At 68.7% G+C, this 25,212-nt stretch carries 23 protein-coding genes; 9 read left to right on the top strand and 14 right to left on the bottom strand.

What is annotated here, in order from left to right:
• Positions 1 to 65 precede the first annotated feature (65 nt).
• A complete protein-coding gene (locus ACQPZA_RS32960) occupies positions 66 to 737 on the top strand; it encodes a response regulator transcription factor (protein WP_169394241.1) in 672 nt (223 codons plus the stop codon).
• 15 nt (positions 738 to 752) lie between these two features.
• Positions 753 to 1,694 (top strand): alpha/beta hydrolase, encoded by a 942-nt coding sequence (locus tag ACQPZA_RS32955; protein WP_433275988.1) that lies wholly within the window; start codon positions 753 to 755, stop codon positions 1,692 to 1,694.
• A 16-nt stretch (positions 1,695 to 1,710) separates the two neighbouring features.
• Here ACQPZA_RS32955 and ACQPZA_RS32950 read toward each other — a convergent pair whose 3' ends face one another.
• The 9 genes from ACQPZA_RS32950 to ACQPZA_RS32910 form a co-directional block, all read right to left on the bottom strand.
• Positions 1,711 to 2,373 (bottom strand): hypothetical protein, encoded by a 663-nt coding sequence (locus tag ACQPZA_RS32950; RefSeq protein WP_433275986.1) that lies wholly within the window; start codon positions 2,371 to 2,373, stop codon positions 1,711 to 1,713.
• A gap of 102 nt (positions 2,374 to 2,475) precedes the next feature.
• Complete coding sequence (locus ACQPZA_RS32945) at positions 2,476 to 3,213, bottom strand: thioesterase II family protein (protein WP_433275984.1); 738 nt, start codon at positions 3,211 to 3,213, stop codon at positions 2,476 to 2,478.
• Entirely contained in the window at positions 3,210 to 4,496 is a 1,287-nt protein-coding gene (locus tag ACQPZA_RS32940; protein ID WP_433275982.1) for a cation:proton antiporter, read from the bottom strand. Before ACQPZA_RS32940 ends, ACQPZA_RS32945 begins: the two co-directional genes overlap by 4 nt.
• Positions 4,493 to 5,296: a PhzF family phenazine biosynthesis protein gene (locus tag ACQPZA_RS32935; RefSeq protein ID WP_433275980.1), complete on the bottom strand. Its 804-nt coding sequence runs from the start codon at positions 5,294 to 5,296 to the stop codon at positions 4,493 to 4,495. Before ACQPZA_RS32935 ends, ACQPZA_RS32940 begins: the two co-directional genes overlap by 4 nt.
• Entirely contained in the window at positions 5,277 to 6,395 is a 1,119-nt protein-coding gene (locus tag ACQPZA_RS32930; RefSeq protein ID WP_433275978.1) for a fatty acid desaturase, read from the bottom strand. The genes ACQPZA_RS32935 and ACQPZA_RS32930 overlap by 20 nt, the downstream gene beginning before the upstream one ends.
• Before the next feature lie 14 nt (positions 6,396 to 6,409).
• Complete coding sequence (locus tag ACQPZA_RS32925) at positions 6,410 to 7,084, bottom strand: TenA family transcriptional regulator (RefSeq protein ID WP_433275976.1); 675 nt, start codon at positions 7,082 to 7,084, stop codon at positions 6,410 to 6,412.
• Positions 7,085 to 7,092: 8 nt separating this feature from the next.
• The gene (locus tag ACQPZA_RS32920; protein WP_433275974.1) at positions 7,093 to 7,944 is read right to left on the bottom strand and encodes an aspartyl/asparaginyl beta-hydroxylase domain-containing protein; all 852 of its coding nucleotides are present in this window, start codon (positions 7,942 to 7,944) and stop codon (positions 7,093 to 7,095) included.
• An 11-nt stretch (positions 7,945 to 7,955) separates the two neighbouring features.
• Positions 7,956 to 8,852: a chlorinating enzyme gene (locus ACQPZA_RS32915; protein WP_433275972.1), complete on the bottom strand. Its 897-nt coding sequence runs from the start codon at positions 8,850 to 8,852 to the stop codon at positions 7,956 to 7,958.
• Positions 8,842 to 11,451 (bottom strand): amino acid adenylation domain-containing protein, encoded by a 2,610-nt coding sequence (locus ACQPZA_RS32910; protein WP_433275970.1) that lies wholly within the window; start codon positions 11,449 to 11,451, stop codon positions 8,842 to 8,844. Before ACQPZA_RS32910 ends, ACQPZA_RS32915 begins: the two co-directional genes overlap by 11 nt.
• A 327-nt stretch (positions 11,452 to 11,778) precedes the next feature.
• Here ACQPZA_RS32910 and ACQPZA_RS32905 point away from each other — a divergent pair, with 327 nt between their 5' ends.
• Positions 11,779 to 14,103 carry a non-ribosomal peptide synthetase gene (locus ACQPZA_RS32905; RefSeq protein ID WP_433275968.1) on the top strand — a complete coding sequence of 775 codons (2,325 nt, stop codon included), beginning with the start codon at positions 11,779 to 11,781 and terminating at the stop codon, positions 14,101 to 14,103.
• A gap of 26 nt (positions 14,104 to 14,129) precedes the next feature.
• Here the strand turns inward: ACQPZA_RS32905 and ACQPZA_RS32900 are convergent, their stop codons facing one another.
• Genes ACQPZA_RS32900 through ACQPZA_RS32880 form a run of 5 tightly spaced genes read right to left on the bottom strand, consistent with a single transcriptional unit; the run spans position 14,130 to position 18,581 of the window.
• Positions 14,130 to 14,807 (bottom strand): cyclase family protein, encoded by a 678-nt coding sequence (locus tag ACQPZA_RS32900; RefSeq protein WP_433275966.1) that lies wholly within the window; start codon positions 14,805 to 14,807, stop codon positions 14,130 to 14,132.
• A complete protein-coding gene (locus ACQPZA_RS32895) occupies positions 14,797 to 16,020 on the bottom strand; it encodes an argininosuccinate synthase domain-containing protein (protein WP_433275964.1) in 1,224 nt (407 codons plus the stop codon). The genes ACQPZA_RS32900 and ACQPZA_RS32895 overlap by 11 nt, the downstream gene beginning before the upstream one ends.
• Positions 16,021 to 16,058: 38 nt before the next feature.
• Entirely contained in the window at positions 16,059 to 16,892 is an 834-nt protein-coding gene (locus ACQPZA_RS32890) for an ABC transporter permease (RefSeq protein WP_169394227.1), read from the bottom strand.
• A gap of 10 nt (positions 16,893 to 16,902) precedes the next feature.
• Positions 16,903 to 17,661, bottom strand: a complete 759-nt coding sequence (locus ACQPZA_RS32885) for an ABC transporter permease (RefSeq protein WP_169394226.1) — start codon at positions 17,659 to 17,661, stop codon at positions 16,903 to 16,905.
• A gap of 2 nt (positions 17,662 to 17,663) precedes the next feature.
• Positions 17,664 to 18,581 carry an ABC transporter ATP-binding protein gene (locus ACQPZA_RS32880; RefSeq protein ID WP_433283091.1) on the bottom strand — a complete coding sequence of 306 codons (918 nt, stop codon included), beginning with the start codon at positions 18,579 to 18,581 and terminating at the stop codon, positions 17,664 to 17,666.
• A 202-nt stretch (positions 18,582 to 18,783) separates the two neighbouring features.
• On the opposite strand from ACQPZA_RS32880, the gene ACQPZA_RS32875 reads away from it, so the two are divergent.
• The 6 genes from ACQPZA_RS32875 (at position 18,784) to fusA (ending at position 25,150) form a co-directional block, all read left to right on the top strand.
• Positions 18,784 to 20,097 carry a hypothetical protein gene (locus ACQPZA_RS32875; protein ID WP_433275962.1) on the top strand — a complete coding sequence of 438 codons (1,314 nt, stop codon included), beginning with the start codon at positions 18,784 to 18,786 and terminating at the stop codon, positions 20,095 to 20,097.
• A 111-nt stretch (positions 20,098 to 20,208) separates the two neighbouring features.
• Positions 20,209 to 21,102, top strand: a complete 894-nt coding sequence (locus ACQPZA_RS32870; protein ID WP_433275960.1) for a transglutaminase-like domain-containing protein — start codon at positions 20,209 to 20,211, stop codon at positions 21,100 to 21,102.
• Between the two features lie 177 nt (positions 21,103 to 21,279).
• Positions 21,280 to 21,471: an MbtH family protein gene (locus ACQPZA_RS32865; protein ID WP_433275958.1), complete on the top strand. Its 192-nt coding sequence runs from the start codon at positions 21,280 to 21,282 to the stop codon at positions 21,469 to 21,471.
• Between the two features lie 689 nt (positions 21,472 to 22,160).
• Entirely contained in the window at positions 22,161 to 22,535 is a 375-nt protein-coding gene (gene rpsL, locus ACQPZA_RS32860; protein ID WP_094926672.1) for a 30S ribosomal protein S12, read from the top strand.
• Positions 22,535 to 23,005 carry a 30S ribosomal protein S7 gene (rpsG, locus tag ACQPZA_RS32855; RefSeq protein WP_169394223.1) on the top strand — a complete coding sequence of 157 codons (471 nt, stop codon included), beginning with the start codon at positions 22,535 to 22,537 and terminating at the stop codon, positions 23,003 to 23,005. Before rpsL ends, rpsG begins: the two co-directional genes overlap by 1 nt.
• Positions 23,006 to 23,050: 45 nt before the next feature.
• A complete protein-coding gene (gene fusA / locus ACQPZA_RS32850) occupies positions 23,051 to 25,150 on the top strand; it encodes an elongation factor G (RefSeq protein WP_169394222.1) in 2,100 nt (699 codons plus the stop codon).
• The last annotated feature ends 62 nt before the right edge of the window (positions 25,151 to 25,212 follow it).

Below are 25,212 nucleotides of genomic sequence, written 5' to 3'. Positions count from 1 at the left end.
TTAATTTTCAGCGACCGCAGCGCTGCTCGCTGCCAGGGGCCGAGAATTGTTGACAGGGGACTGCGATGACTGAGGTTTCTATCGAGTACGCCCGCGCCGGAGTGTCCGGACAATTGGTGTACGCGCTGCTTGCAGAGAACGAGGTGTTGCGCCGGGAACTGGCGGTCGTACTGCGCCGCCTGCCCGCCGTGGATGCCATTCACCAGTGCCCGGACTGGATCGAGGTGGAGCGCTTGCTGCGCTCCGTCAAGATCGATGTCCTGATTCTGACCTCTGGCGAAGCGCATCGGCTGCGGGCGTTGGGGCGCCACGAGATCCGGCCCAAGGTGCTCATGCTCATCGATGAGGCGCAGGCCGCCGACCCCGGGCCGCTGGCGGACCTGCCGGTGGACGGGTTCCTGTTGCGCCAGGAGCTGTCGGCGCGGTCGCTGCACGATGCGTTGCGGCGCATGAGAAGCGGGGAGATCCCGATGCCGACGGTACTCACGCGGCAGCTTCTCGGCCGGGTCGGAGCCCAATCGGGGAATCTGCGCCCGGTGTCCCTGACCGCCCGCGAGAACGAGACCCTCGCGCTGCTCGCCGAGGGGTTGAGCAACAAGCAGATCGCGCGCCGGCTGCGGATCTCCGAGCACGGCGTGAAGCGTCTGGTGGGCAGCCTGCTGCTGAAGCTCGGCTCGCCGAACCGGACCACGGCCGTGGTCACGGCCATGAAGTTCGGAATCATCGACGGCCTGTGACCGGAGGAGATGGTCGTGGCACTCCATCCACAGACTGATGCGGTTCTGCAGCTGATGACGGCGTCCTATCCCGATATCGGCGCCGGGGTCACCGACGCCGCGGCGGCCCGGCGGATGCTGAACCAGGTCAAGCAGCCACCGGCGCCGCGACTGCCCCGGGTGGAGGACCGGGTGATAGCCGGGCCCCCCGATATCGCGGTGCGGATCTACTGGCCGGCTGCGCAGACCGGGCCGCATCCGGTGATCGTCTATTTCCACGGCGGTGGCTTCGTCCTGTGTGGCCTGGACACCCATGACGGCCTCTGCCGGATCCTCGCCGCCGGTGTCCCGGCGATCGTGATCTCCGTCGACTACCGGCTCTCGCCCGAACACAAGTACCCCGCCGCCGTCGCGGACGCCTACCGCGCGATGTCCTGGGCGCACAGGCATGCGGAGTCGCTGGGCGGTGATCCGAGGCGGATCGTCGCTGCCGGGGACAGCGCGGGCGCGAACCTGGCGACGGTGACCTGCCTGCGGATCCGCGACAGCGGCGGACCGCCGGTCGCGTTCCAGCTGCTGCTCTACCCGTGGGTGGACTTCCTGGCCGACCTGCCGTCACGCCGGGACAACGCGGAGGGCTACTACCTGACGGCAGCGCACCTGCGCTGGTTCGAACAGCAGTATCTGAACGAGCCCGTCGAGGCGGCGCATCCGTACGTGTCGCCGCTGCGCGCGGAGAACCTCGCCGATCTGCCGCCCGCGATGGTGCTCACCGCGGAGTACGACCCGCTTCGGGACGAGGGCGAAGCCTACGGGTCACGGCTGGCCGAAGCCGGCGTGCCGGTACAGGTCTACCGGGCCGATGGCCTGTTCCACGCCTTTCTCGCCATGGTGGACTTCCTGCCGGGCGCCCGGGAGGCCGCGGAGACCGTATGTGCGGCAGTGCGTTCGGCGGTCGGGTCGCACCTGTACAGCTAGTGCGGCGGCCACCGCACTAGTTGGTCTGGCGCAGCTGGAGCACCGTCGTGCGGTGCTCCACCGCCGGCTCGGGTGCCGGCATCAGCAACCCCCACCGACTGGCCAGTGCGATCGCCTCGTGCCGGTTGCGCACGCCCATGCGGGCATAGAGGTCGGAGAGCCGGCGGAAGATCTCACGCTGCGAGTACCCCTCGTTGCGGGCGAGGCGTACGACCGACGTTCCCCTGGCGATGGCGCGCAGCCAGCGGATCTCGTCCTCGCGCAGGGTCCCCCCCTCGGGGCGCTCCACGGACGACTCGGCCAGTGCCCGGACGATCGGAGCCGGGAGCAGGGACTGTCCGGCGAGGGCCGCACGCACCACAGCGAGAATCTCGTCGGGCGTGGAGTCCCACTGCACCCCGCCGTGGGCACCGGCGCGCAGTGCGCCGCAGAAGTCCTCGATCGCCGGCGAGACCAGGACCGCCACCACGATCAGTTCCGGGAACTCCGCGAGCAGCGCGCGGATGGTGTGCATGTCCGCGGCATGGATGGTCACCACCGCGGCGTCGAACTGGTCGTAGGACGTCCGGAACTCGGGAGGTTCCGGCTCGGCGACCTCGAAACCGCCCTGTTCGAGGACGGCCGCCAACCCGGCGCGAAAGGTCGGGATGCGATCGACGACGGCTACCTTCCCGGTCACGACTCGTCTCCTTCCGAAGGTAGGGGCTTCAGCTCCCCGAGATGGCTGCGGCGGCAACCGTGGTCCCCGCCGCGCCGGCACGGACCCGTGGGTGGACCGGGGTCAGACGCGGGTGGGGATACCCGCGCACAGCGTCTCGAGCAGTTCCGGCGGCGCGTCGAGGAACCGCTCGTGGCGGCCCTCGAACAGCTCGAAGGTGGTGTCGCCGCACGCCGACCAGCCGGTCATCCGGTCGGGTCGGACCTCGTCGTCGTCGGTCCAGCCGATGGCCGTGACCGGGCAGGTCACGCGCCGGGGTTCGGGCACGACGTAGCGCCGGTTCAGCTCGACGTCGGCGCGCAACATCGCGAGGTAGACGGCCACCAGCTCGCGGTGGGGCTCCTTGCCCTGGCTGCGGATCGTGGACTCCAGCTCCGCGGCCAGGTCTGCGTCGTCCATGTCCAGCATCCGCCCGGCCGGACCGTCCTGCGGGGCCACTTGCGACGACACGTACAGATGAGTCGGCGACGCCCCGCCCGCGGCCTCGAGCTGGACGGTCACGTCGTACGCGATCAGCCCCGACCAGCAGTGACCGAAGAAGGCGAACGGGACGTCGAAGTAGGGCCCGAGGCCGTCGATCATGTGGTGGGCCAGCTCACCGAAGGAGCCCGGCATCGGTTCGGTGAAGCGCGTCAGCCGTCCCGGCAGCTCGACCGGCAGGAACTCGACGCCACGCAGCCGCTCGGGCCAGCTGCCGAACACCGCGGCGCCGTAGCCGGCGTGGGGGAGACAGAAGACCCGCCCGGCCGCTGTGGGAGACGGTTTCCGCGGGAGCCAGGCGCCCGCCCCGATGACGGTCATGACAGCGCCTCCGACTCGGCGATGGTGGTCCGGGGCGCCATGTCGGCGCGGGCCCGCTTCTCGGGGTAGACGAACCGGAGCAGGACTCCGGTCATGGCGGTCGTCACCAGTGCCATCACGACCATCAGCGAGTAGAGCCCGGTGTCGATCACGTGCAGCTGCAGACCGACGGTCAACGCGATGAGCTCGGTGAGTCCCCGGGTGTTGAGGAGGATCGCGAGTACGGCCGAGTGGCGTGGCTGCACTCCACTGAGCCGCGCGCCGGCGAACGCGCCGAGCCCCTTGCCGCCGATCGCGACGAGCAGGATCAGCCCCAGGTCGAGGAGCGCCGTCCCGTCGACCTTCGACAGGTCGACGCTGGTTCCCGCGACCATGAAGAAGATCGGGAGCAGGAGCACCGAGCAGGTCCGGCCGACCCACCGCTGCGTCCACGCGCGCAGCCGCGCACCGTGATCGCGTGGCATGGCCACGCCGAACAGGAAGGCGCCGAAGATCAGATGCAGACCCATCCACTGGGTCGCCTCCGCGGACAGCCACAGCCCGCCCGCCACGATGACCAGTACCCCGGCTGCGCCGATCCGGCCGGAGACCGGACGCCTCGTCCACCCGGCCGTCTCCGCCCGCGCGGCCGACCGGGCCAGCACCGGCCGAACCACGAGCAGGAGAACCGCGGCGTACGGCACGACCAGCAGCACCTGCCACAGGCCCGCGGCCGCGCCGGCCAGAGCGGTGACCACGGCGAGCAGCGACCAGGCCAGGATGTCGTCGATGGACGCGCAGGCCAGCGCCAGCGCGCCGATCGGTGTCGCGAGCAGCCCCCGGTCGGTCAGGATCCGGGCCAGTACCGGGAACGCGGTGATCGCCATCGCGGTTCCCAGGAACAGGACGAATGCCGGCTGCTTGGTGCTGGGATGGTGGCCGAGCAGGTACAACGCCAGCACACCGCCCAGCGCGAACGGCAGGACGATGGCGCAGAGCGCCACGCCGGAAGCGATGCGGCCCTGGCCGCGCAGCAGGTTCCGATCCAGCTCCACACCGACGAGGAACATGAAGACGGCGACGCCGACGTTGGCGAGCATGGTCAGCCATGGCTGGACCTCGGCCGGGAACAGCGTGCGGGTCAGCGCACCCCCGAACAGGGTGGGCCCCAACAGGATCCCGCCGAGGATCTCGCCGATCACGGCCGGCTGGCCCAGCCGTCGAGCCAGCAGCCCGAGTATCCGGGCCGCGCCTGCGATCACCACCAGGTCCAGTAGCAGGACCGCGGCCGGGTGCGCGGTCACCCGGTCAGCCCTTCGAGCTGTGGTGCGCGGTCGTCGTGGACCCCGTCGCGAAGCACCGCCGTGCCGAGCACCTGGACCCGGTCGCCCGCGTCGCGCAGCTCGAGCCGGCCGCCGCGCTCGGACAGCTGCACCGCGGTGAGCCGGTCCCGGCCCAGCCGCCGCCCCCAGTACGGGATGAGCTTGCAGTGCGCGGTGACACAGACCTGGTCCTCGTTCACCCCGAGGGCCGGGAAGAAGGTCCGGGAGACGAAGTCCACCCCGTCGCCGCCGCGCGCGGTCACGATGTGACCGCGAAAGGGCTGGGCGGCCAGCGCCGCGAAGTCCGGGCGCAGGGACCCCACCGTCGTGGGCGACTCGACCTCGATCAGGACGTCGTCGCCCGACACCGCGCAGGTCACGGCATCCGTGCCGAGCGCGTCGAGCAAGCCGGGCGGCGGGGCGCACTCGGTCAGCGACGAGGTGGGCAGGTCGATGGCGATCAGGTCGTCGAGCCGCTCCGCGTGCAGCACGCCGTTGGCGGAGACGAACGTCAACCGGGTCACGTCGCTGCCGGTCAACAGCACCCGCGCGCTGGCGATCGTCGCGTGCCCGCACAGGTTGATCTCCTTGTACGGGGTGAACCAGCGCACCCGGTACTCCGCGGCCCGGTTCGGTACCACGAAAGCCGTTGTCGGCAGCCCGATCCGGTGCGCGGTCGCCTGCATCTCGGTGCCGGCGGGGAACTCCGGGACCTGGACTACCGCGGCCGGGTTGCCCGCGCACTGCGCGTCGGCGAACGTGTCAACGATGTGATGGCGCATTCCCGCGGTCCTCCTCCCGGGTGGACAAGCTCCGGAACATCAGATCGATGGCCGCGCCCATGCCCCAGACCTCCCGGTACGGCGGCCCTTCCGGACCCGTGTCGATGTCCCGCTGGCGCGCGTAGGCGACCGTGGTCCACTCCGGTGTCGAGGGATACCGGTGGTGGTAGTCGTGGTTCGGCAGGTCACCGACCACGACCAGCAGCCGCGAGGGCAGGTGGTAGCAGAGGGTGGCCGCCGCCCACCGCAGCCCCGCCAGCGCGCCGTCGCCGCGGGCCGGAACCGCCGACCCGCAGAACCTGGCGGACGTGTTGGCCGCGGTGTAGAACCGGTGACCCAGGTCGGGGTCGCGCGGCGCCAGCCACTCGTGCTCGCCCATGCGATCCAGCAGTGCACTGAGCTGGGCGAACAGAATGACCGGCACCACGAATGCCAGCAGCAGCGCCAGCCAGCCGTGCGGTAACCAGAACGGCAGCGACAGCCACCAGCCGATCCACGCGGTGATCGCGAGCAGGCGCACGGGCCCGCCCTTGAGGTTGCTGACGAGACGGGCGGCGAACCCGTTCCAGTAGAAGGCCGGCGACAGGAACACCACCCAGGCGCGGCGCCACAGGGTCGTCCTGCTCAGTCCCGGCCGGAAGCCGAGGGCTTCCAGCGACTGGAACGGCGGGTCGGCCTCGGTGGCGAAGATCTCCCGGCGGTGATGGTTGTCGAAATGCTCCTCCTTGAAGTCACGGAAGGTGTGGAACACCGACAGCACCGTGACGACCTCACCCCAGAACGCGTCCCATCGCTTGCTGCCCGAGAACCGCCGGTGCAGCGCCTGGTGGGCGATGACCAGGACCATGAGCCGCTCCCCGTGCACCGTGAGCAGCCAGCCCACCAGCAGCGCGACGTACCACCACGGGAACATCAAGGTCACGGCGAGCGTGGACACGGTCAGGCCGGTCAGGAAGACGGTGAGTGTCATGGCCAGGTAGGTGGCCCAGGTATGCCGGATGAGGGGTTTCTGCCCCGGCAGCGCCCGGCCCGTCTGCCACGTCCAGAAGTGCTGTGTCCAGCCGGGGAAACGGAGGTAGCTGGCCCGTACGTCGTCCATGACACCCACCTCGATCAGACGCGGACGCCGGTCTCTGTGGCGAGCCGGTCGAAGAACGCCGTCCAGAGCTCCCACATCTCATCGGCCGAGCGCAGAACGACGTCCTCCTGCTCGGCGGTCATCCCGGTGAGCAGCGCGTGGTTGGCCTGGTCGACGTGGTCGGGTTCCTGTTGCACGTGGATCGTGACCCACGCGTTGTCGGTGACGCCGGTGGCGTGCTCGACGGCCTTGCCGATGCTGGACACCATGAGCAGGTCGGTGTTCTCGGTGGCGAAGATGGATCCGAGCGCGCTCTCCGGCGCCTCCGAGGTCCGGCGGTATCCCTCGACCAATGCGGCGGTCTCCGGGTACGGCGCGGTCCCGGTGACCCGCTCGGCGTCGAATCCGCACTTGCGCATCGAGTCGACGTAGATCACCTCGTGGGCCCGGGTCGCCTTGCCACCGCCCGCCTCCTGGTTCAGGATCCGGGTGATCGCGCTCTTGGCGGCGATATCCGGCAGGACGGATACGCAGCGGGCGAGGAACGTCGGGAAGTAGTGGAGAGGGTGCCACCATTGCTCGATGAGAATGGTGGCCTGTTCCTTGGTGAGCTCGGCGTTGTCGACGCCCGCGAAGAACCGGTGCTCGCGGAATCGCTGGTACACCGGGCTGGCGTCGAGTCGGTCGCCGACCGTTAGCATCGTGGTCATTCTGCTTACTACTCCTTGCTGTCGGATCGATCGAGGGTGAAGTAGCTCATCAGTTCTTGGGCGTGCGGCAACACGGCCCGGTCCTTACTGGCGCGGGCGAGCTCGGTGATGGTGTTCCAGGCGAAGTCCTCGCCGCCGTCCCAGCGGAAATGCGTCTTGATGACGATGCTGAAGATCTCTCCGAAGTTGTCCATCGTCAGCAGGTCCGCGAGCTGCAGCAGGTGGGCGCGGTGCGAGTCGGGCAGTGGTGGCCGCGCCACCCGGGACCGGGCCGGGATCCGGTCGTCGGTCTCGGCCTGCGCCACGTTCACCAGCGGCCCGGTGCCCGCCCGATCGGCGAAGTCGAGCATCAGATGGATGCGCGGAGTGCGGGTCAGCGACACCACCGAATGGATCTGCGCCGCGTCGAAGAACCAGACCTCGCCCGTCCGCATCCGGTACACGACGTTGTCCGCGCTGAAGAAACAGCTGTCGTGCGTGACGAGCGGGATGTGCATCCGGTGAGCCGGTTTCGCGTCCTCGGGCACGTCGGTCAACTCGAGGTAGTCGCGGTGCGGCATGATCACGCTGTCGGTGACCTCGACCAGCCGGACGAACTGTAGCCGGTCCAGATCGGCGAGATCCGAGATGAGCTCCTGGAGATAGGGGAGCTGAGTTCCGTACTCGGTGAAGGTCGGCCGCTGGTCGTAGGTGTACTCGGTGACCAGCCCGCTACCGACGTCCCCGCCCGCGGCCCACAGGATGGCGTTCTTCCACGGGCCGCCGATGAGGTAGTTGCTGTAGGCCTCGGAGTAGCGGAACGACTCCGCCTGCGCGAGGTCCTTCGCCAGCCGCTCCTCGTCGAGCGGAATGTCTGCCACGTACTGCGTTTTCATCGGACCACGCTTCCCTCTCCCACTGGAGTGAACGGCTCGCCCCAGGCGTTCTCGTGCGCCATTCGGTTCAGCCCGTACCGGTCCTCGCCCGCCACCAGGACACAGCCGTGCCGGTCGAGCTCGAAGTGGTGGCCGAACTCGTCGAACTCGGTCATGCCGCCGTAGACCCGGACGTGGGTGGGCACCACGCGGATGGCGAAGCCCATGCGCTGGCGGCGGCTGACATTGGGGGTGGAGCCGTGGATGCAGCGCGCGGTGAAGATGAAGAACTGACCGGGCCGCATCTCCAGGTAGCGGACGTCCTCCTGCTCCGGGTCCCAGTTCTTGTCGATCTTGATGTCGTCGTAGTTGTAGCCGAAGAACGAGTTGTTCTTGGCGGCGTTGTTCCACTTCATCGGTGCGTGCTCGTCGTAGCGCCACTTGCGGTGGCTACCGGGGATCACCTTCATGCAGGCGTTCTCCTTCGCCGCCTCGGTGAACGCGACCCAGCAGGTCAGCTCCGTCGGGATGCCCGGCGAATGCTCGGTGGCGTCGAGCATGCCCTTGCTGGTCTCACCGATCGCGTACGTCTCCACCTGGTGCCAGCCGGTGCCCGCGTCGCCCGGGTTCTTCGGGAAGAACTCGGTGCGCCAGCAGAGGATGTCCGGGCCGATGAGCTCCTGCATCCGGCGGACGATCTCCGGTTCGGTGATGAGCTTGCTCAGGCCGGGGATGTCCAGGTGCCGGTCGTAGTTCACCGGGTTGTCGAAAACCTTGCGCGCGCTGGCCTCCGGGTTGAGCAGCGCCTTGCGCTGTTCCTTCCAGAAGGCGGTCATCTCGTCGGGCTCGAACAGGGTGAACGGCCCGATGTACCCCTGTTCGGCGAATGTCTTTGCGTTGTCCTCAAGATCCATGCTGCGTGCTCCCTTCCGCGCCGACCCGTTCCAGCGCAGCGTCGAGCCGCGCCGCCGCCTCGGCGACGTTTTCTCCCCTGATGAAAGTCGAGTGCTCGCCGGTGATCGGAATGACCGTCAGCGGACCGGTGCACAGGTGCCGCATGGCGGCGGTCAACGTCGCGCGGAGTTCCGGCTCGGCTCCGGCGGCATCGAACAGATGAACCGGGCCGGGATACGGTCGGGGCTCGTACCGCATCGCCGCGTTCATGCATGCCCGCGCGGTGTCCAGCACCTTGCGCAGGTACGCGCTCGACGCCTTCGCCGTGATGGGCGCGCCCATCAGCTGGAGCCAGGTCGGTCCGGACGTCAGCTCGACCAGCTCGGCGTCGGTCGTGGCCGGGTCGTCCAGCCGGGCCGCCACGGTGTCGAGCATGTGCAGGAACGGGGTCTCGGCCATCGGCAGCCCGGTGATCGGGTCGATGACCGGGTTGGCGTCGAACAGGCCGAGGAACTCCACACCGGCCCCGGTGGCGCGCAGCTGCTGCGCCATCTCGTAGGCCAGGACGCCACCGAACGACCAGCCGGCCAGCCAGTACGGGCCGTCCGGTTCGACGGTGCGCAGCTGCTCGACGTGGGTCCGCGCGATCTCCGTCAGCGTGCTGCCGAACTCCGGCGGGTCGCCCGTCCACCCGATCCCGAGCAGCCGGGCGGGCGCGGTGGAGGCATGGGCCAGCTCCCGGTAGCCCAGCAGCTCGCCGCCGAGCGGGTGCACGAAGTAGACGCCACGGCCGGACGGGCCGGGCCGGAGCGTGATGACCTGCGACGACTGGTGCCGGGGTCGCGGTGCCGAGGTCGAGCCCAGCGCGTCGGCCAGCTCGTCGACCGTGGTGTAGTCCAGCAGCAGCGACAGGTCGACCGGCCGGCCCAGCAGCTGCCCGAGCTCGGCCACCACCCAGGTGGCCAGCAGCGAGTCGCCGCCGACATCGAAGAAGTCGTCGTCCCCGGCGAACTCGTCGTGGCCGAGGACCCGGGCCCAGATGTCGGTGATGGTCTCGGTGAGCGAGGCCGTGTCCGCGACCGGCGTGTTCTCGGGTGCGGCAGGCAGCTCCAGCTCGGCGAGGGCGCGCCGGTCGACCTTGCCCGTCGCGGTCCGCGGCAGCGCCGCCACGTGCACGTACCGTGCCGGAACCATGTAGGCGGGGAGCAGGCCGCGCAGGTGCTCGGTGATGTCCCGGTGCGTGACCGCGCCATGGCTCTGCACGTAGCCGACCAGGACCGACACGCCGTCGGCGACCTCGCGCAGATCGACCGTGGCCGCGTCGATCTGCGGGTGGTGCAGAAGGGCCTGCTCCACCTCACCCGGCTCGACGCGGAAGCCGCGGACCTTGAGCTGTTCGTCGGCGCGGCCGAGGAACTCGTACTGGCCGTCGGCGGCCACGCGAACCAGGTCTCCGGTGCGGTACAGCCGCTCACCGGCGTCGAACGGGCTGGCGATGAACCGTTCCGAGGTCTGGGCGGGGTCACCGAGGTACCCCTGGGCCAGACCGGTACCGCCCACGTACAGCTCGCCGACGCCTCCGTCGGACAGGTCGTGCAGCTGCCCGTCCAGCACCCGGCAGACCACTCCGCCCACCGGCGTGCCGATGCCCGGTATCTCCGGCCACCCGGTCGGGTCGGAGGGCAGGGTCAGGCTGGTGACCAGGTGCGCCTCGGTAGGGCCGTAGTGGTTGTCCAGCCGGCAGTGGGGCATGGCGGCGAACAGGTCGCGGATGGCCGGGGTGACGATCAGCCGCTCGCCTGCCGTCACGGCGTACCGCAGCGAGTCCGGGGCCACCCCTCGGCGGCCGGCCTCGACGGCCAGTAGCTGCAGGGCGACATACGGCAGGAACAACCGCTGGATCCGGTGGCGCACGATCGCATCCAGCAGCGCGGCGGGATCGCGGCGTACGTGCTCGGACGCCACCACCAGGCAGCCGCCCCCGGCCAGGGTGGACAGCACCTCCTGGAACGTCACGTCGAAGGAGGTCGCGGTGAACTGCAGTGTCCGCAGCCCGGTCTCACCGCTGGCGAGCTGCCAGGAGATCAGCCGGGACAGGCCGCGATGGGGCATCCCGACGGCCTTGGGGACGCCGGTGGATCCCGAGGTGTGCATCACGTACGCCAGCGCGTCCGGGTCCACCGGCGTCGGCTGGAAAGCTTCCGGGGGACCGGCGGGATCGACGACGGTGACTCCGGTCGGCAGCCGCTGCGCGCCGGCCGGGTCGGCGACCGCCACCCGGCAGCCGAGGCGCGCCACCATCGCCGCCGTGCGCGCGTCGGGGGCGGTGACGTCCAGCGGGCAGTAGGCGACACCGGCGGTGAGCGCCGCCAGCATGGCGATCACCGTGTCGGCCGAGCGCTCGAGAAGCACCGCCACGGGGTGCTGCGGCTCGGCACCGGCCGCGTGAAGCCGCCCCGCCAACGCGTCGACCCGGTCGATCAGCGCGGCGTAGGTGAGCGACTCGCGCTCGTCGACCAGCGCCTCCTGGTGCCCGGCGGCTCGGGCCCGTGCACGGATCAGGTCGACGGGGAACAGAGTTTCCGGCCTGTCGGCCACCGATCGCGTCACGGTTTCCATGCATCGCCTTCCCGATCGGACCCACTGCGGCGGCAGCTGCCAATTGCCGGGGCCGACGTTAAATTCCGGCGATTATGAAACGGCAGTCACGTGATCAGGTGACGTGGCGCCGCGGCGCAGGTCGTCCGCGCGCTGTCCACTGAATGCGGGACAGGAAATTTCGAAGGGACAAGAGGAATCTGGAAGCGTCGCTTTGTCCCTCGAGGACCAGGAGCCCGGCCCCTTGGAGCGTTCATGACACCCGACTCCACCACCGCGACAGCATCGCCATCCGCCCCGCCAGCCGCGCCGGCCGCCCCGCGTCTCGAGTCGAATGGCGACGGGGGCGTGACGGCCCCTCCGGAATGCGCCGGTCCCGTCGCGATCCCGGCGGACCTGCTCGGCCGGGTGCACCGCCTGGCCGTGGCCGCACGGACGGAGGACTTCGTCGGGCTGTCGATCGGCGCGACGGTGCTGGCGCAGCGGCTGTCCCGGCTCGGTTCCACCCGCCGGGTCCGGGTGGTCCAGGGACACCGCGAGGCCACCACACCGGTGCCCGCCGATCTCGACGGCAGCTTCCGTGCGGCGTTGTGCCGGGCCGGTGAGCTGCGGAACGCGCCTGCTCCGGCGGAGACCATCGACCAGCGCGTCGACGTCACGATCGTGGTCTCGCAGGACGGCACGTGCCTGTATGCGGAGAGCATGGTCAGCTCGGCCGACGCCCCGTCCGCTCTGTGCTGGGCGCGAACGTTCGTGCAGCTGCTCACGGGCCTGGCGCGTGATCCCGACGCGCGGATGGCCACGCTTCCCCTGATCGACGCGGCCGAGCGCGAGCGGATCCTGCACGGCCTCAACCGGTACCGGCGGCCCGAGATCCGGCACCGCACGATGGCCGAGCCGTTCGAGGAACAGGCGGAACGCACCCCCGACGCCGTCGCGCTGCTGGACGAGTCCGGCACCGCGGTCGGCTACCGGGAGCTGAACACGCGTGCGAACCGGCTGGCGCACTTCCTGATCCGGCAGGGCGTGGGCCCCGGCACCCGCGTCGGCATCTGCCTGCGCCGCGGCATCCATCAGATCGTCGCGATCTACGCGGCGGTGAAAACCGGCGCCACCTACGTGCCGCTGGATACCGAACTGCCTGACGCCCGCCTCGCGTACATACTCGACGACACCGCGCCGACGCACATTCTGACCGATGCGGCCGGCCGGCACCGAATTCCTGACGGCTCGTGGCACCTCGTCGATGCCGAGCGCGAGCACGACGATTGCGCCGCCACCAATCCGATCGTCGCCGCCTCATCGGCGGGGCTTCTTCATATTCTGTACACCTCCGGTACCACCGGCCGTCCGAAAGGTGTCGCCTACCCCACCGCCGGCGCGCTGGCCAACCTGGCCTACATGCAAGCCAGATACCCGTTCGAGCCCGACGACTGTGCGCTGTTCAAGACCTCGGCCGCATTCGACGTCTCCATCTGGGAGATCTTCTGGCCGCTCTACCACGGCGCGTGCCTGGTGATCTGCCGGGACGGCGAGCACCGGGACCCGCGTCATCTCGCGCGGCTGGTCGAGAGCCACCCGGTGTCGATCATCTTCCTGCCGCCGACCGTGATGAGCCCGTTCCTGGAGCAGATCTCGGCCGAGCGGACCCGCCTGCGCTGGACGCTGTGCGGCGGTGAGCCGGTGACCCCCCGGATCCGGGACACCTTCTACGCCACCCTGCCCGGCACCACGCTGCTCAACTGCTACGGGCCCACCGAGGCGAACAGCGTCACCGACATGCCGCTGCCGGACGAGCCGGGAACACCTGTGCCGCTCGGCCGCCCGGCCACCAACTTCCGGGTCCGGATCTTGGACGAAGACCTCGAACCGGTGCCGGTCGGCATGCCCGGCGAGGCGTACATCGGTGGCGAGATCGGTGTTGCTCAGGCGTACTGGCGAGCACCGGCCCGGACCGCGGAGCGGTTCGTCCCCGATCCCTACGGTCCGCCCGGGTCCCGCATGTACCGCACCGGTGATCTGTGCCGGTACCGGATGGACGGCGTCCTGGAACACCTCGGACGGATCGATCGGCAGATCAAGATCCGTGGGCTGCGCATCGAGCCAGGGGAGATCGAGTCGGTGCTGGCCAGCCATCCGGCGGTCGCCGACTGCGCGGTCATCGCGCACGACACCCCGGTCCGGCTGCTCGCCTTCGTGGTGCCCGCCGCCGGGACCGCCGTCGACGAGCTCGACCTCGGTGCGATCGAACGGTTCGCGGCCCGGTTCCTGCCCGGCCACATGCGGCCCGAACAGCTCGTGCCGATGCCACGAATCCTGACCGACGTCAACGGCAAGATCGACAACCGGGCGCTGGTCGCGGCATGGCAGGACCGCACCGACCGCGAACACGGGTTCGTTCCGCCCGCGGACGATCTCGAGGCGGCCGTTGTCGACATCTATCGCAGGGTTCTGGCGACCGACTCCGTCAGCGTTCTGGACACCTTCACCCAGCTCGGGGGCAACTCCATGCTGGCGTTCATCCTGTTCGACGAGTGCCTGCAGACCCTCGGTGCCCAGCCGGGGCCCGCGCAGCTGCTCACCGGCACCGTCCGCGAGGTCGCGGCCGCGATCCGTCATGCCCGGTTCTCCACCGCACCGGCAGGCAGCTCGCCGGACGCATCCATGGGCTGAGTCCGCCGGGCGAGCAGGCACTGCTGCTACTCGCGCCGACCCACCAGTGCATACGCCCGGATGGGAAAGGTCCCCATCCCGGCGACGGCGATCGGCGCGCCATGAAACCGGAAGTCCCGGTCCGGCAGGCGATCGAGTCCGGTCATGTGCTCGATGATCGGGATACCGGCCGCCAGCAGCCCGGTGTGCGCCGGCCGGGACAGGTCAGCCATGTCATCGACGTTCACCGAGTCGATGCCGACGACGGCGGGCCGGAGTGCGGCGAGCAGTTCGGTGGCCTCCGCCGTGAGATACGGATGGCCCGGATCGGCGTACTCGACGGTGCCCCAGTGCCGGTCCCAGCCGGTGTGCACGAGAACCGCCCGGCCGGGGATCAGAGCCCGGTACGGGGACAGGTCCGCCGCGCCGACAGCCCGGCGTTCGGCACGGATCACGACCCCGTCCAGATCCACCAGGCCCGACAGCGGCACTCCGGCCAGGTCGGCGCCGTCGCCGAACCGATGGAACGGTGTGTCCAGGTACGTCCCGGTGTTCGCGACCATCGAGATGCGCCCGATCTGGAACTCCGTGCCCGGCGCGTACCGGCCGCGGGAGTCGGCGCGCGAAAGATGGTCGGTGATCTCCGGACCCGGCAGCCCCGGATAGGTGGTCATCCCGGCCACGACGACGTGGCTGAGATCGACGACCCGGGTCTCACCGCCCATTGCGTCCACTACGGACCGCATCGGTGATCGTGGAGTGGGTCAGCCAGGGGCCGTAGGAGTACTCGCTCATCCACTGGTCGAAGTTCTCGCGGAAACGCGAGTAGTAGAGCCCGTGCTCGGACCGGAGCCGCAGCACCTGCATCGTGCCCCGGGCCAGGCGCAGCCGGACCGTTCCCGTCAACGGTTCGTCCAGCTTCGCCAGGCACTGCGCCAAGCTCTGTGCCAGATGTCCGTACCAACCGCCGTGCACGACCAGGTTCGTCCATTCCTGGGCGAGCGTCGCGCGGACCGAGAACTCCCGCATGCCGAACACCGCGTTGGCCAGCGCGCGGTGCGCGGTCGTGATCACCGCTGCCGCCGGCGCTTCGCGGACCTCGTGGTTCTTCACGCCGAACGGGAGGTCCTCCAGACCGGAGAAGCGTCCGATGCCGTGCAGGCCGCCGAGCGCGTTCAGCGTCGACACCAGATCGCTCAGCGGGGTGGCTTGACCATCGATCTCGAACGGCAGGCCGCGGTCGAAGGAGATGTCGATCTCGACGCCACCATCGGGGCAGTCGTCGATGTCGCGCGTCAACGTGAAGACGGTCTCGTCGAGGATGTTCTCCGGATTCTCCAGCGGTCCGGACTCGATGACGCGGGCCCACGGGTTCGCGTCCACGCTGTAGATTCCCGTTTCGAAGGAGATGCCGGCCTCGCGCAGCATCTCCACCTTGGTGTCGCGCGGGACCTGTGATCCCAGGAAGGGCGCGGCGATGACGATGTCCCGGTCGAGAGCGGCGATCGAGCCGCTGAGCCGCAGCGAACTGTTCTGCGTGTAGGTGGCCGTGTGTGCCACGGCGTCGCAGCCGAGCTGCCGGGCCGCATCCACCGCAACCTTGGCCATGAGCGGCCGGGTCAGGGTCGAGCCCACCGGGAACTGGCCCTGGTAATAGGCATCCGCATGGATCGCCGCGGGCAGGAAGTCGGTGAAGAACTCGCGGGAGGCGTCGACGGCGTGCAGGCTCACCCCGAACTTGGCCGCGCGCCACTTCGCCACGTCGGAATCCACCTCGCCGGCATCGCCGAAGCGGACCTGGAGGGCCGACACCTCGATGTTGCGGCGCGCCAGCCACTGCAGCAGATAGGTGCCGTCCACGCCGCCTGAGTACAGCAGCAGCACGTGCCGCGGGGCGCAGCTCTCCAGCTCGTCCAGCGAACTGACGAAAGGAAGCATCGGTCCTCCTGTCGGGAGCGGTTTCGATATGTTTCGCGTCATCTGCCGAGATCCCGGCCCAGCCGCCGTACCGAGAACAAGAGCCCGGCCACGACCATGAGGAGGAGGTAACCGATGGGCACGACCAGGGCCATCCCGAAGTCGCCGATCGTCAGCGCCCGGAGAAGTGCGATCGACTGGTAGAGCGGGCTGAGCTGAACTATCACCTGCAGCCACTCCGGGTACTGCTGGATCGGGAAGAACGTGCCCGAGAACAGGAAGAGCACGGTCTGGGCCACGGTGATGATGTCGAAGTCCTGCCATCCGCGCAGGAGGGTGCTGAGGCCGATGCCCACGGCCGCGAAGGCGGCGATGACCAGGATCGTCGCCACGAACGCGACGAGGGCGTTGCCGACGCCGACGACCCCCGCCACGACCATGACAGCGACGAAGATCGCGCTGAGCATCGTGACCCGGATGATCTCCCAGAGCCAGTCCGCGACGACGACCTCGGCCGGGCTGACCGCGGCGGTCGAGATCATCGTGAACATGCCGAGATGCCGATGCCGGGTGTAGAAGCTGAATATCGACGCCGAGATCGCGCCGGACATGCAGGACACCGCCAGCATTGCCGGGGCCACGAACTGGATGTAGCTCAGTTGATGGCTGTCCACCGGGATCGTGCTGTCGATGAGGCTGCCGACCCCGAGGCCCATGGCCAGCAGGTAGAGCACCGGTTCGGTGACGGCGGTCAGCCAGATGACGCCGAGCAGCGTCAGCGCTTCCCTGGTGCGGAAGCTGTAGGTGAAGAAGTACTCCAGTACGGCGCCGACGCGTGCCGCCGAGACGCGAGGCGCGGTCGGGACCGGAGTCGAGACGTCAGTGGTGACCATGGCTCCAGAATCAATCCGTGAGGCGCCGGCGATAGGTGATGTTCGCCAGGAACCAGCCGGCGACTATCCAGGCCAGGAGGTAGGCGAAATGCAGTGCCACCGTCATCGGGGTGGCTGTCCCGAAGGCGAAGTCGCGCATGAGCTCGACGGCGTGGGTCAGCGGTGAGAGGTACGAGAGCGGTTGGATGAAGGCGGGAAGCTGGCTGATCGGGAACAGCACGCCGGAGAACAGCGTGGCCGGCAGAATGACGAACCGGGCCAGCACCAGGAACCAGTCCTGGTCGTTGATCGCCGCCGAGAAGGCGGTTGTCGGCGTCGCGATGGCGAGGGAGACGGCACCGCAGACGAAGGGCGCGGAGATGGCCAGACCCGGAGTCAGCGCGCCGGCCAGCCAGATGACGATGAGGAAGGCGGCCACGGCCAGTTCGGTCGCGATGAGGACATAGATCAGCCAGCCTCGGATCATGTCTTGTATGCGCACCGGCGTCGAGCGCATGGCCTTGATCCCACCCACCCACTCGAACTCGCTCAACACGCCGTAGGTCGATTCGTTCGCGCCGGTCTGGAACGCCGTCGAGGCAATCAGACCCGGGGTGATCCACTGCAGATAGTCATGCCCGTCGACCTGGTGGATGTAGCCGCCGACACCCAGGCCGATACTGGTGAGGAACAGGACCGGAAGTATGAACAGCGAGAATGCGGACGCCCGCCACAGCCGTTGATAGAGAAGCATGTGGCGCTCGAGGACCGTGATCGTTGGGTTCGCCATGGTTACTCCGCCAGCGTCCGTCCCGTCAGGCGCAGGAACACGTCCTCCAAGGTGCTCCTGCGAATCGTCAGTCGTTCCGGCGACAGTCCACGGCGGTGTACCTCTTTCGCCGCTTCCTCGCCGTTCGCCACGTAGAGCACGATGCGGTCGGCCAGTACGTCGTACTGCTCACTGATGCCCTTCAGCGGGGCGGCGGTCTCTTCGGTCGGAGTCTCGGAGAACCACAGCTCGACGACCTCCTGGCTGACGTTCTCCTTGATGAGCATCTGCGGTGTGCCCTCGGCGACGATGTGACCGTGATCCATGATGACGATCCGGTCGCAGAGCTGCTCCGCTTCCTCCATGTAGTGGGTGGTCACGACGAGCGTCGTGCGCCTCTGCTTGAGCTCGAGCAGGCGCTGCCACACCACATGCCGCATCTGTGGGTCCAGGCCGGTCGTCGGTTCGTCCAGGAAAACCATCTCGGGGGAGTTGACCAGTGCTCGGGCGATCGCCAACCGCCGTTGCATGCCGCCCGACAGTTCCCCAGCCTTGCTCACGGCCTTCTGCTCGAGCTGGGCGAACTCCAACATCTCCGCCGCGCGCCGCCGGCACTCGGACCTGGAGAATCCGAAGTACCGGGCGTACGTGGTCAGGTTCTCGACCACCTTGATGTCAAGGTCGAGGTTGTTCTCCTGGTGCACGATGCCCAGCCTGCCGCGAATTCTGGCCGCCTCCCGGCGGGGGTCCGTCCCCAGTACGGTCAGCGCTCCGCTGGTCGGCTGCGAGATGCAGCTCAGCATCCGCATCGTGGAGGATTTCCCGGCCCCGTTCGGTCCGAGGAGTCCGAAGCACTCGCCCGAATACACATCGATGTTGATCGCGTCCACGGCGGTGAACTCCCCGAACCGCTTGGTCAGGTCTCGACCGAGGACGGCCATGTCGTCGAGCGGTGGCCCGAACTCCGTATCCAAGTCACGTCCTCCTTAGCGGTCCTGTGGAATCGTCACCGGAATTGCCTGATGCGGAGGATAGTGGCCGAATGGCTCGCGGGAAAGCTATGGTAACGGAAAGTCCGAACGAACGGCCATACCCGAGTGCTCAGTTACTCCGGCGGCAGCCGGTCTGGCAGGGTTTCACGGCATGTCGGACTCGGTCGAGCTCATTGTCCCGAACGTTTCAGAATTTAATCTTCGGAATTTCTCGGCGCGACCGCGGAAGGAGGTGGAGCGGAGCTTCGTCGGCAACGGGGACATGTTGTCGGACCAGGCGGTCTTCTGGAGCGTCGCGCCCCGGGTCCTCGTCCTCCCCGGCGGCGTCGATGCGGACTGGTTCGCCGACGTTCACCGGGTGCTGGGTGTGGAGCGGCCGCCGGTCGTCAGCCCGGTGCCTCGCACGGGCCGACTGATCGCGGATCTGCTGGCGGACGACTCGGCGTTGGCGCGGTTGCGTGCAGCACTGGGCGACCGCCGTACCCGGATCCTGTGTTTCGGCGCCACGCCAGGGGTGTACCAGCTGCTGGCTGCGGTGGAGGCCTGGGGCGTCGATGTGGAGCTCGACGGCCCTGCGAAGCAGGACTACTGGTCGAGCCTCTACCTGGACAACAAGCTGAGCTGTCTGGACCTGGCCGGCAGAGTGGCCGGGTTCCGGGTGCCGGGCGGTATCACGGTGACCACGCCGGAGGAGCTCGAGGGCGCGTTGGGCGCCGTGCTCGCCCACGGTGACCGCGCGATCGTGAAGAGCATGCACGGCATCAGCGGTGACGGGTCGATCGTCGTGCATCGCGACGAGGTGGACGCCTTCTGGGGCAACGTCTACCACGACCACTTCCTGCACACGTTCCCCGTGTTCGTGCAGCCCTACATCGGGCATGCGGAGGACGCGGGCTGCCCCGCCGTCGACGTCCGGGTCGCCGACGACGGCGTCGAGACGGTCGTGTTGAGCACGATGACCGTCGATGTGAAGCGTTATCTGTCGGTCTCGGTGGGTGCGCGGTTCGTGCCACCCGACGTCGCGGATCGGCTCTGCGCTCTCGGGAATGCCGTCGGTGCGGCCGCTCACGCTCTCGGCTTCCGAGGTTGGTTGTGCGCGGACTGCATTGTCGACCGTGATCGCGAACTGTACGTCACCGAAATCAATGCGCGCCGCAGTGGCGCCATGCATCCCATCGCGCTGGTGGCTCATCGGGGTGGCGAGTCCCGAGGTCTGGTGGCGCATTCCCACGACAGCATCCCTGTGCGACCGGAGGGCGGTCCCATCTCGTATGCGGCACACATCCGTCCGTTCTTCGAGGAACTGTGGTCGCAGGGGGTCACGGCAGTGCCCACGGCGGTACGTGGGTTGAGCCGGTCCACGCCGATCTTCGCCGCGACCGCGGTCACCGAGGACCCGGAGTCGGCCCGGGCCGTCATCGCGGATATCGAAGCGAGGGCGCGCGCCGAACAATTGCTCCGATAAGGACGAGCGATCTGTTCGCCGATTCGGGGACCGGGCCGACACACCGCCGGGCGGACGCGAATCGCCGAGTCGTCGGTTGACACTCGGCGCCCAATTTCGTAGAACGGCTGGGTGACGGAGACCGCGGCGACGTTCTACACCCCTCAGAGTCGCTTCACCGATCCGCGGGCGATGGCATGGTGGCTCGACGACGTCCGGTCCGATTTGCCCGGTATCCATGAAGCGGCCTCCGGCCTGGTGTTCCACTACACGGCCCGGGGCGAAATCACCCAGCACGGCTTCGCTCCCGGACGCATTGCCGAGATCGACGAGCGTTATGCCGACGCCCTGCTCGCCCGGCTGCACGAGCTGGATCCCGCGCCACTCGGCGGTGATCGCGCACCGACCGACCGCGTGGTGGGCTGCTGCCGCGACTCCACCCTCCTGCTGGTCGCGCTGGCCCGGCACCACGGCATACCGGCCAGGGCCCGCGTCGGGTTCTCGATGTACCTGGAACCGGAGTGGGCGATGGATCATGTGGTCGGCGAGGTGTGGGACCGGGACGAGGCCCGCTGGCGGCTGGTCGACGCCCAGTTCGCGGAGCACGATGCGGTCGACGTCCTGGACGTGCCGAGGGAGCTGTTCCTGACCGGGCCGGAGGCATGGGCCCAGTGCCGCGCCGGCCTGCTGGATCCGGATCGGTTCGTGGTGTCGCCGAACCGCAAGGAGCGGTTCCTGCGGAGCTGGCCACAGCTGACGCACAACCTCGTGCAGGACCTCGCGGCGTTGAACAAGCACGAGATGGTGCTCTGGGACGTGTGGGGCCTGCTCGACGACGAGACCGTCGACGCCGAGGAGCTCGCCCCGAAACTCGATGGGCTGGCCGAGATCCTGCATGCACCCGACCTGACGCTGAAGCAGATCCTCAGCCTGTTCGACGACCCGGACTGGCGGGTGCCGGAGACGGTGACGAGCTTTTCTCCCGCAGCGCTCGGGCCGGCTCCCGTGACCCTGCGCCCCGAGTGACGTGGCGGCACGTCGCCGCACGAGGCATCAGCGCCGCGGGCACCCCCGGCGGCGCCGGGAACGCCCGGCCCTGCGTCGCATGTTTCAGCGACTCCATGCCGAGGCGGGTCGCTCCTAGGATTCAGGCCGCAGACGGTAGGTCTCGGCCGGAGTCCGATCCCCGTTGAGGAGCCGCTCATGAACCCGTTCGACGACCCCGACGGCACGTTCCTGGTGCTCGTCAACCACGAGGACCAGCACTCCATCTGGCCCGCCCGCATCGCCGTGCCCGACGGCTGGCGCGTGGTGCACGGCGAGTCCGACCGCCGGTCGTGCCTCGACTACGTCGAGGAGCACTGGATCGACCTGCGCCCGCTCAGCGCGCGGTGACGTCGACGACGCAGTGACACGGCTATGACGCAGTGACGTCATAGCCGTAAGCCTGTACCCGGACGACGTGGTGACGCCGTTGCGGCTCTGAACGACGCTCTGAACGACACGGTCGCCCTCCGGGCAGGATGCGCCGCAGCCCCGGCGCGGCTCGAGCTTCACATCCACGGCATTCCGTGCGCGCTCGTGCCGGCCGTGCCGGCCCCGCGGGAATCAGTGGCTCCGCGCGGGCGTTGTGCTAACCGGTACGGGGGGATCTCCGCCGCTGCGCGGTTGCGGCGAGCGGGGGTTTCCCAGCGGCGAGCGGGCGCGTCCTCTTGCGGGGCGCGTCACCTTGCGGCACCCTGCTCCTACCGGCAGGGCGCCGACGAGGACCCGTTTTGACCCCCTTCCTGTGGGGCGGGTACTCTGTTGTCTTGCGCTCGACCACGGTCGGGCCGATCTGCGTGCCCTGTGGTCGCCGATCCCGCACGACGTGCGAGAACGGTCCGCCGGGTCCGTGGGCCCCCCGGCCCCTCGTGAGGTCCCCGATCTCATCGCTCGGTGCCCGGGCAGCAGTACGTCCGATCTTGGGACACGCCCGACCTCGGGGGTGGGCGGCCGGTGTGAATCGGCCTCTTCCCGCGAATGGCACGAGCACGCACCACCAGCACCGACAGAGCACACCGACGGGAAGAAGCAGACGGTTCATGCCCACGATCCAGCAGCTGGTCCGCAAGGGCCGTCAGGACAAGGTCGGCAAGACCAAGACCGCAGCGCTCAAGGGGAGCCCCCAGCGCCGCGGGGTGTGCACGCGCGTGTACACCACGACGCCCAAGAAGCCGAACTCCGCGCTGCGCAAGGTCGCGCGCGTGCGGCTCAGCAGCGAGATCGAGGTCACGGCCTACATCCCCGGTGAGGGTCACAACCTGCAGGAGCACTCGATCGTGCTGGTGCGTGGTGGCCGGGTGAAGGACCTTCCCGGCGTTCGCTACAAGATCATCCGTGGTTCGCTCGACACCCAGGGTGTCCGCAACCGCAAGCAGTCCCGCAGCCGCTACGGCGCGAAGAAGGAGAAGAGCTGATGCCCCGTAAGGGTCCTGCTCCGAAGCGGCCGCTGGTCTCCGACCCGGTCTACAGCTCGCCGCTGGTCACCCAGCTGGTGAACAAGGTCCTCCAGGACGGCAAGCGCTCGCTGGCCGAGCGCATCGTCTACGCCGCGCTGGAGGGCACCCGGGAGAAGACCGGCACCGACCCGGTGGTCACGCTCAAGCGCGCGCTGGACAACGTGAAGCCGGCCCTCGAGGTGCGCAGCCGCCGTGTCGGTGGCGCCACCTACCAGGTGCCGATCGAGGTCCGTGCCGTCCGGCAGACCACGCTGGGCCTGCGCTGGCTGGTGTCCTACGCCGGGCAGCGGCGCGAGAAGACGATGGTCGACCGGCTGATGAACGAGCTGCTCGACGCAAGCAACGGACTGGGCGCCAGCGTGAAGCGGCGCGAGGACATGCACAAGATGGCGGAGTCCAACCGAGCCTTCGCCCACTACCGCTGGTGACGGGCCGATCGTCCGCGCCAACCTGCTGAGGGAAGCGAGCTAACAGTGGCACGGGACGTGCTCACGGACCTGACGAAGGTCCGCAACATCGGCATCATGGCTCACATCGACGCCGGCAAGACCACTACCACCGAGCGGATCCTGTACTACACCGGGATCAACTACAAGATCGGTGAAGTGCACGACGGTGCGGCCACGATGGACTGGATGGAGGAGGAGCAGAAGCGCGGCATCACGATCACCTCCGCCGCCACCACCTGCTTCTGGAAAGACCACCAGATCAACATCATCGACACCCCCGGTCACGTCGACTTCACGGTCGAGGTGGAGCGGAACCTGCGGGTGCTCGACGGCGCTGTTGCGGTCTTCGACGGCAAGGAAGGGGTCGAGCCGCAGTCCGAGCAGGTCTGGCGACAGGCCTCCAAGTACGACGTCCCGCGCATCTGTTTCGTCAACAAGATGGACAAGCTCGGCGCGGACTTCTACTTCACCGTGCAGACGATCCAGGACCGTCTGGGCGCGAAGCCGCTGCCGCTGCAGCTGCCGATCGGCTCGGAGAACGACTTCATCGGTGTCGTCGACCTGGTCCAGATGCGCGCGCTCACCTGGCGCGGCGAGGTCGCCATCGGCGAGGACTACACGATCGAGGAGATCCCGGCCGATCTGGCCGAGCGGGCGGCCGAGTACCGGCTGCAGCTGGTCGAGGCCGTCGCCGAGACCGACGACTCCCTGATGGAGGCCTACCTCGGCGGCGAGGACTTCACCGTCGAGCAGATCAAGCACGGCATCCGCAAGATCGTGAACGACCGTGCGGCCTACCCGGTGATCTGTGGCTCCGCGTTCAAGAACAAGGGCGTCCAGCCCCTGCTCGACGCGGTGATCGACTACCTGCCGTCGCCGTACGACCTCCCGCCGGTGGAGGGCACGCTGCAGGACGGGGAGACCCCGGCCAGCCGCAAGCCCACGAAGGACGAGCCGTTCTCGGCTCTGGCCTTCAAGATCGCCGCGCACCCGTTCTTCGGCAAGCTGACCTACATCCGGGTGTACTCGGGTCGGGTCGCTGCGGGTTCCCAGGTCATCAACTCGACCAAGGACCGCAAGGAGCGCATCGGGAAGATCTTCCAGATGCACGCCAACAAGGAGAACCCGGTCGACGAGGCCCTGGTCGGGCACATCTACGCCGTCATCGGCCTGAAGGACACGACCACGGGCGAGACGCTCAGCGACCCGCAGGCGCCGATCGTGCTCGAGTCGATGACCTTCCCGGACCCGGTCATCCAGGTCGCGGTGGAGCCGAAGACGAAGGCCGACCAGGAGAAGCTGGGTATCGCCATCCAGAAGCTCGCCGAGGAGGACCCGACGTTCCAGGTCCACCTGGACCAGGACTCGGGCCAGACCATCCTGGCGGGCATGGGCGAGCTGCACCTCGAGGTGCTGGTCAACCGGATGAAGAGCGACTACAAGGTCGAGGCCAACATCGGTAAGCCGCAGGTGGCCTACCGCGAGACGATCCGCCGCACGGTGGACAAGTTCGAGTACACCCACAAGAAGCAGACGGGTGGCTCGGGCCAGTTCGCCCGCGTGATCATCAAGCTGGAGCCGCTCGACACGGCCGACGGTGCGCTGTACGAGTTCGACAACAAGGTCAGCGGCGGTCGCGTGCCGCGGGAGTACATCCCGTCGGTCGACGCGGGTGCCCAGGACGCCATGCAGTACGGCATCCTTGCCGGTTATCCGCTGACCGGTATCAAGCTGACTCTGCTCGACGGCCAGTACCACGAGGTCGACTCGTCCGAGATGGCCTTCAAGGTCGCCGGCTCGATGGCTCTCAAGGAGGCTGCGCGCAAGGCCGACCCGGCCCTGCTCGAGCCCATGATGGCCGTCGAGGTCACCACGCCCGAGGACTACATGGGCGATGTGATCGGCGACCTCAACTCTCGCCGTGGCCAGATCCAGGCCATGGAGGAGCGGGCGGGCGCCCGCGTCGTCAAGGCGCTGGTGCCGCTCTCCGAGATGTTCGGTTACGTCGGCGACCTGCGGTCGCGGACCCAGGGCCGGGCGAACTACACGATGGTCTTCGACTCCTACGCGGAGGTTCCGTCCAACGTGGCCAAGGAGATCATCGCCAAGGCCACGGGCGAGTAAGAGGCTCGTGCCGCGGACGGGTACCGTCCGCGGCTCGTACCGGCACCACCCCACATACCTGC

The sequence above is a fragment of the Pseudonocardia xinjiangensis genome (assembly GCF_050948425.1).
In the GTDB taxonomy this organism is placed as follows: Bacteria; Actinomycetota; Actinomycetes; order Mycobacteriales; family Pseudonocardiaceae; genus Pseudonocardia; species Pseudonocardia xinjiangensis.
This window is presented reverse-complemented; position numbering and strand designations above follow the sequence as displayed.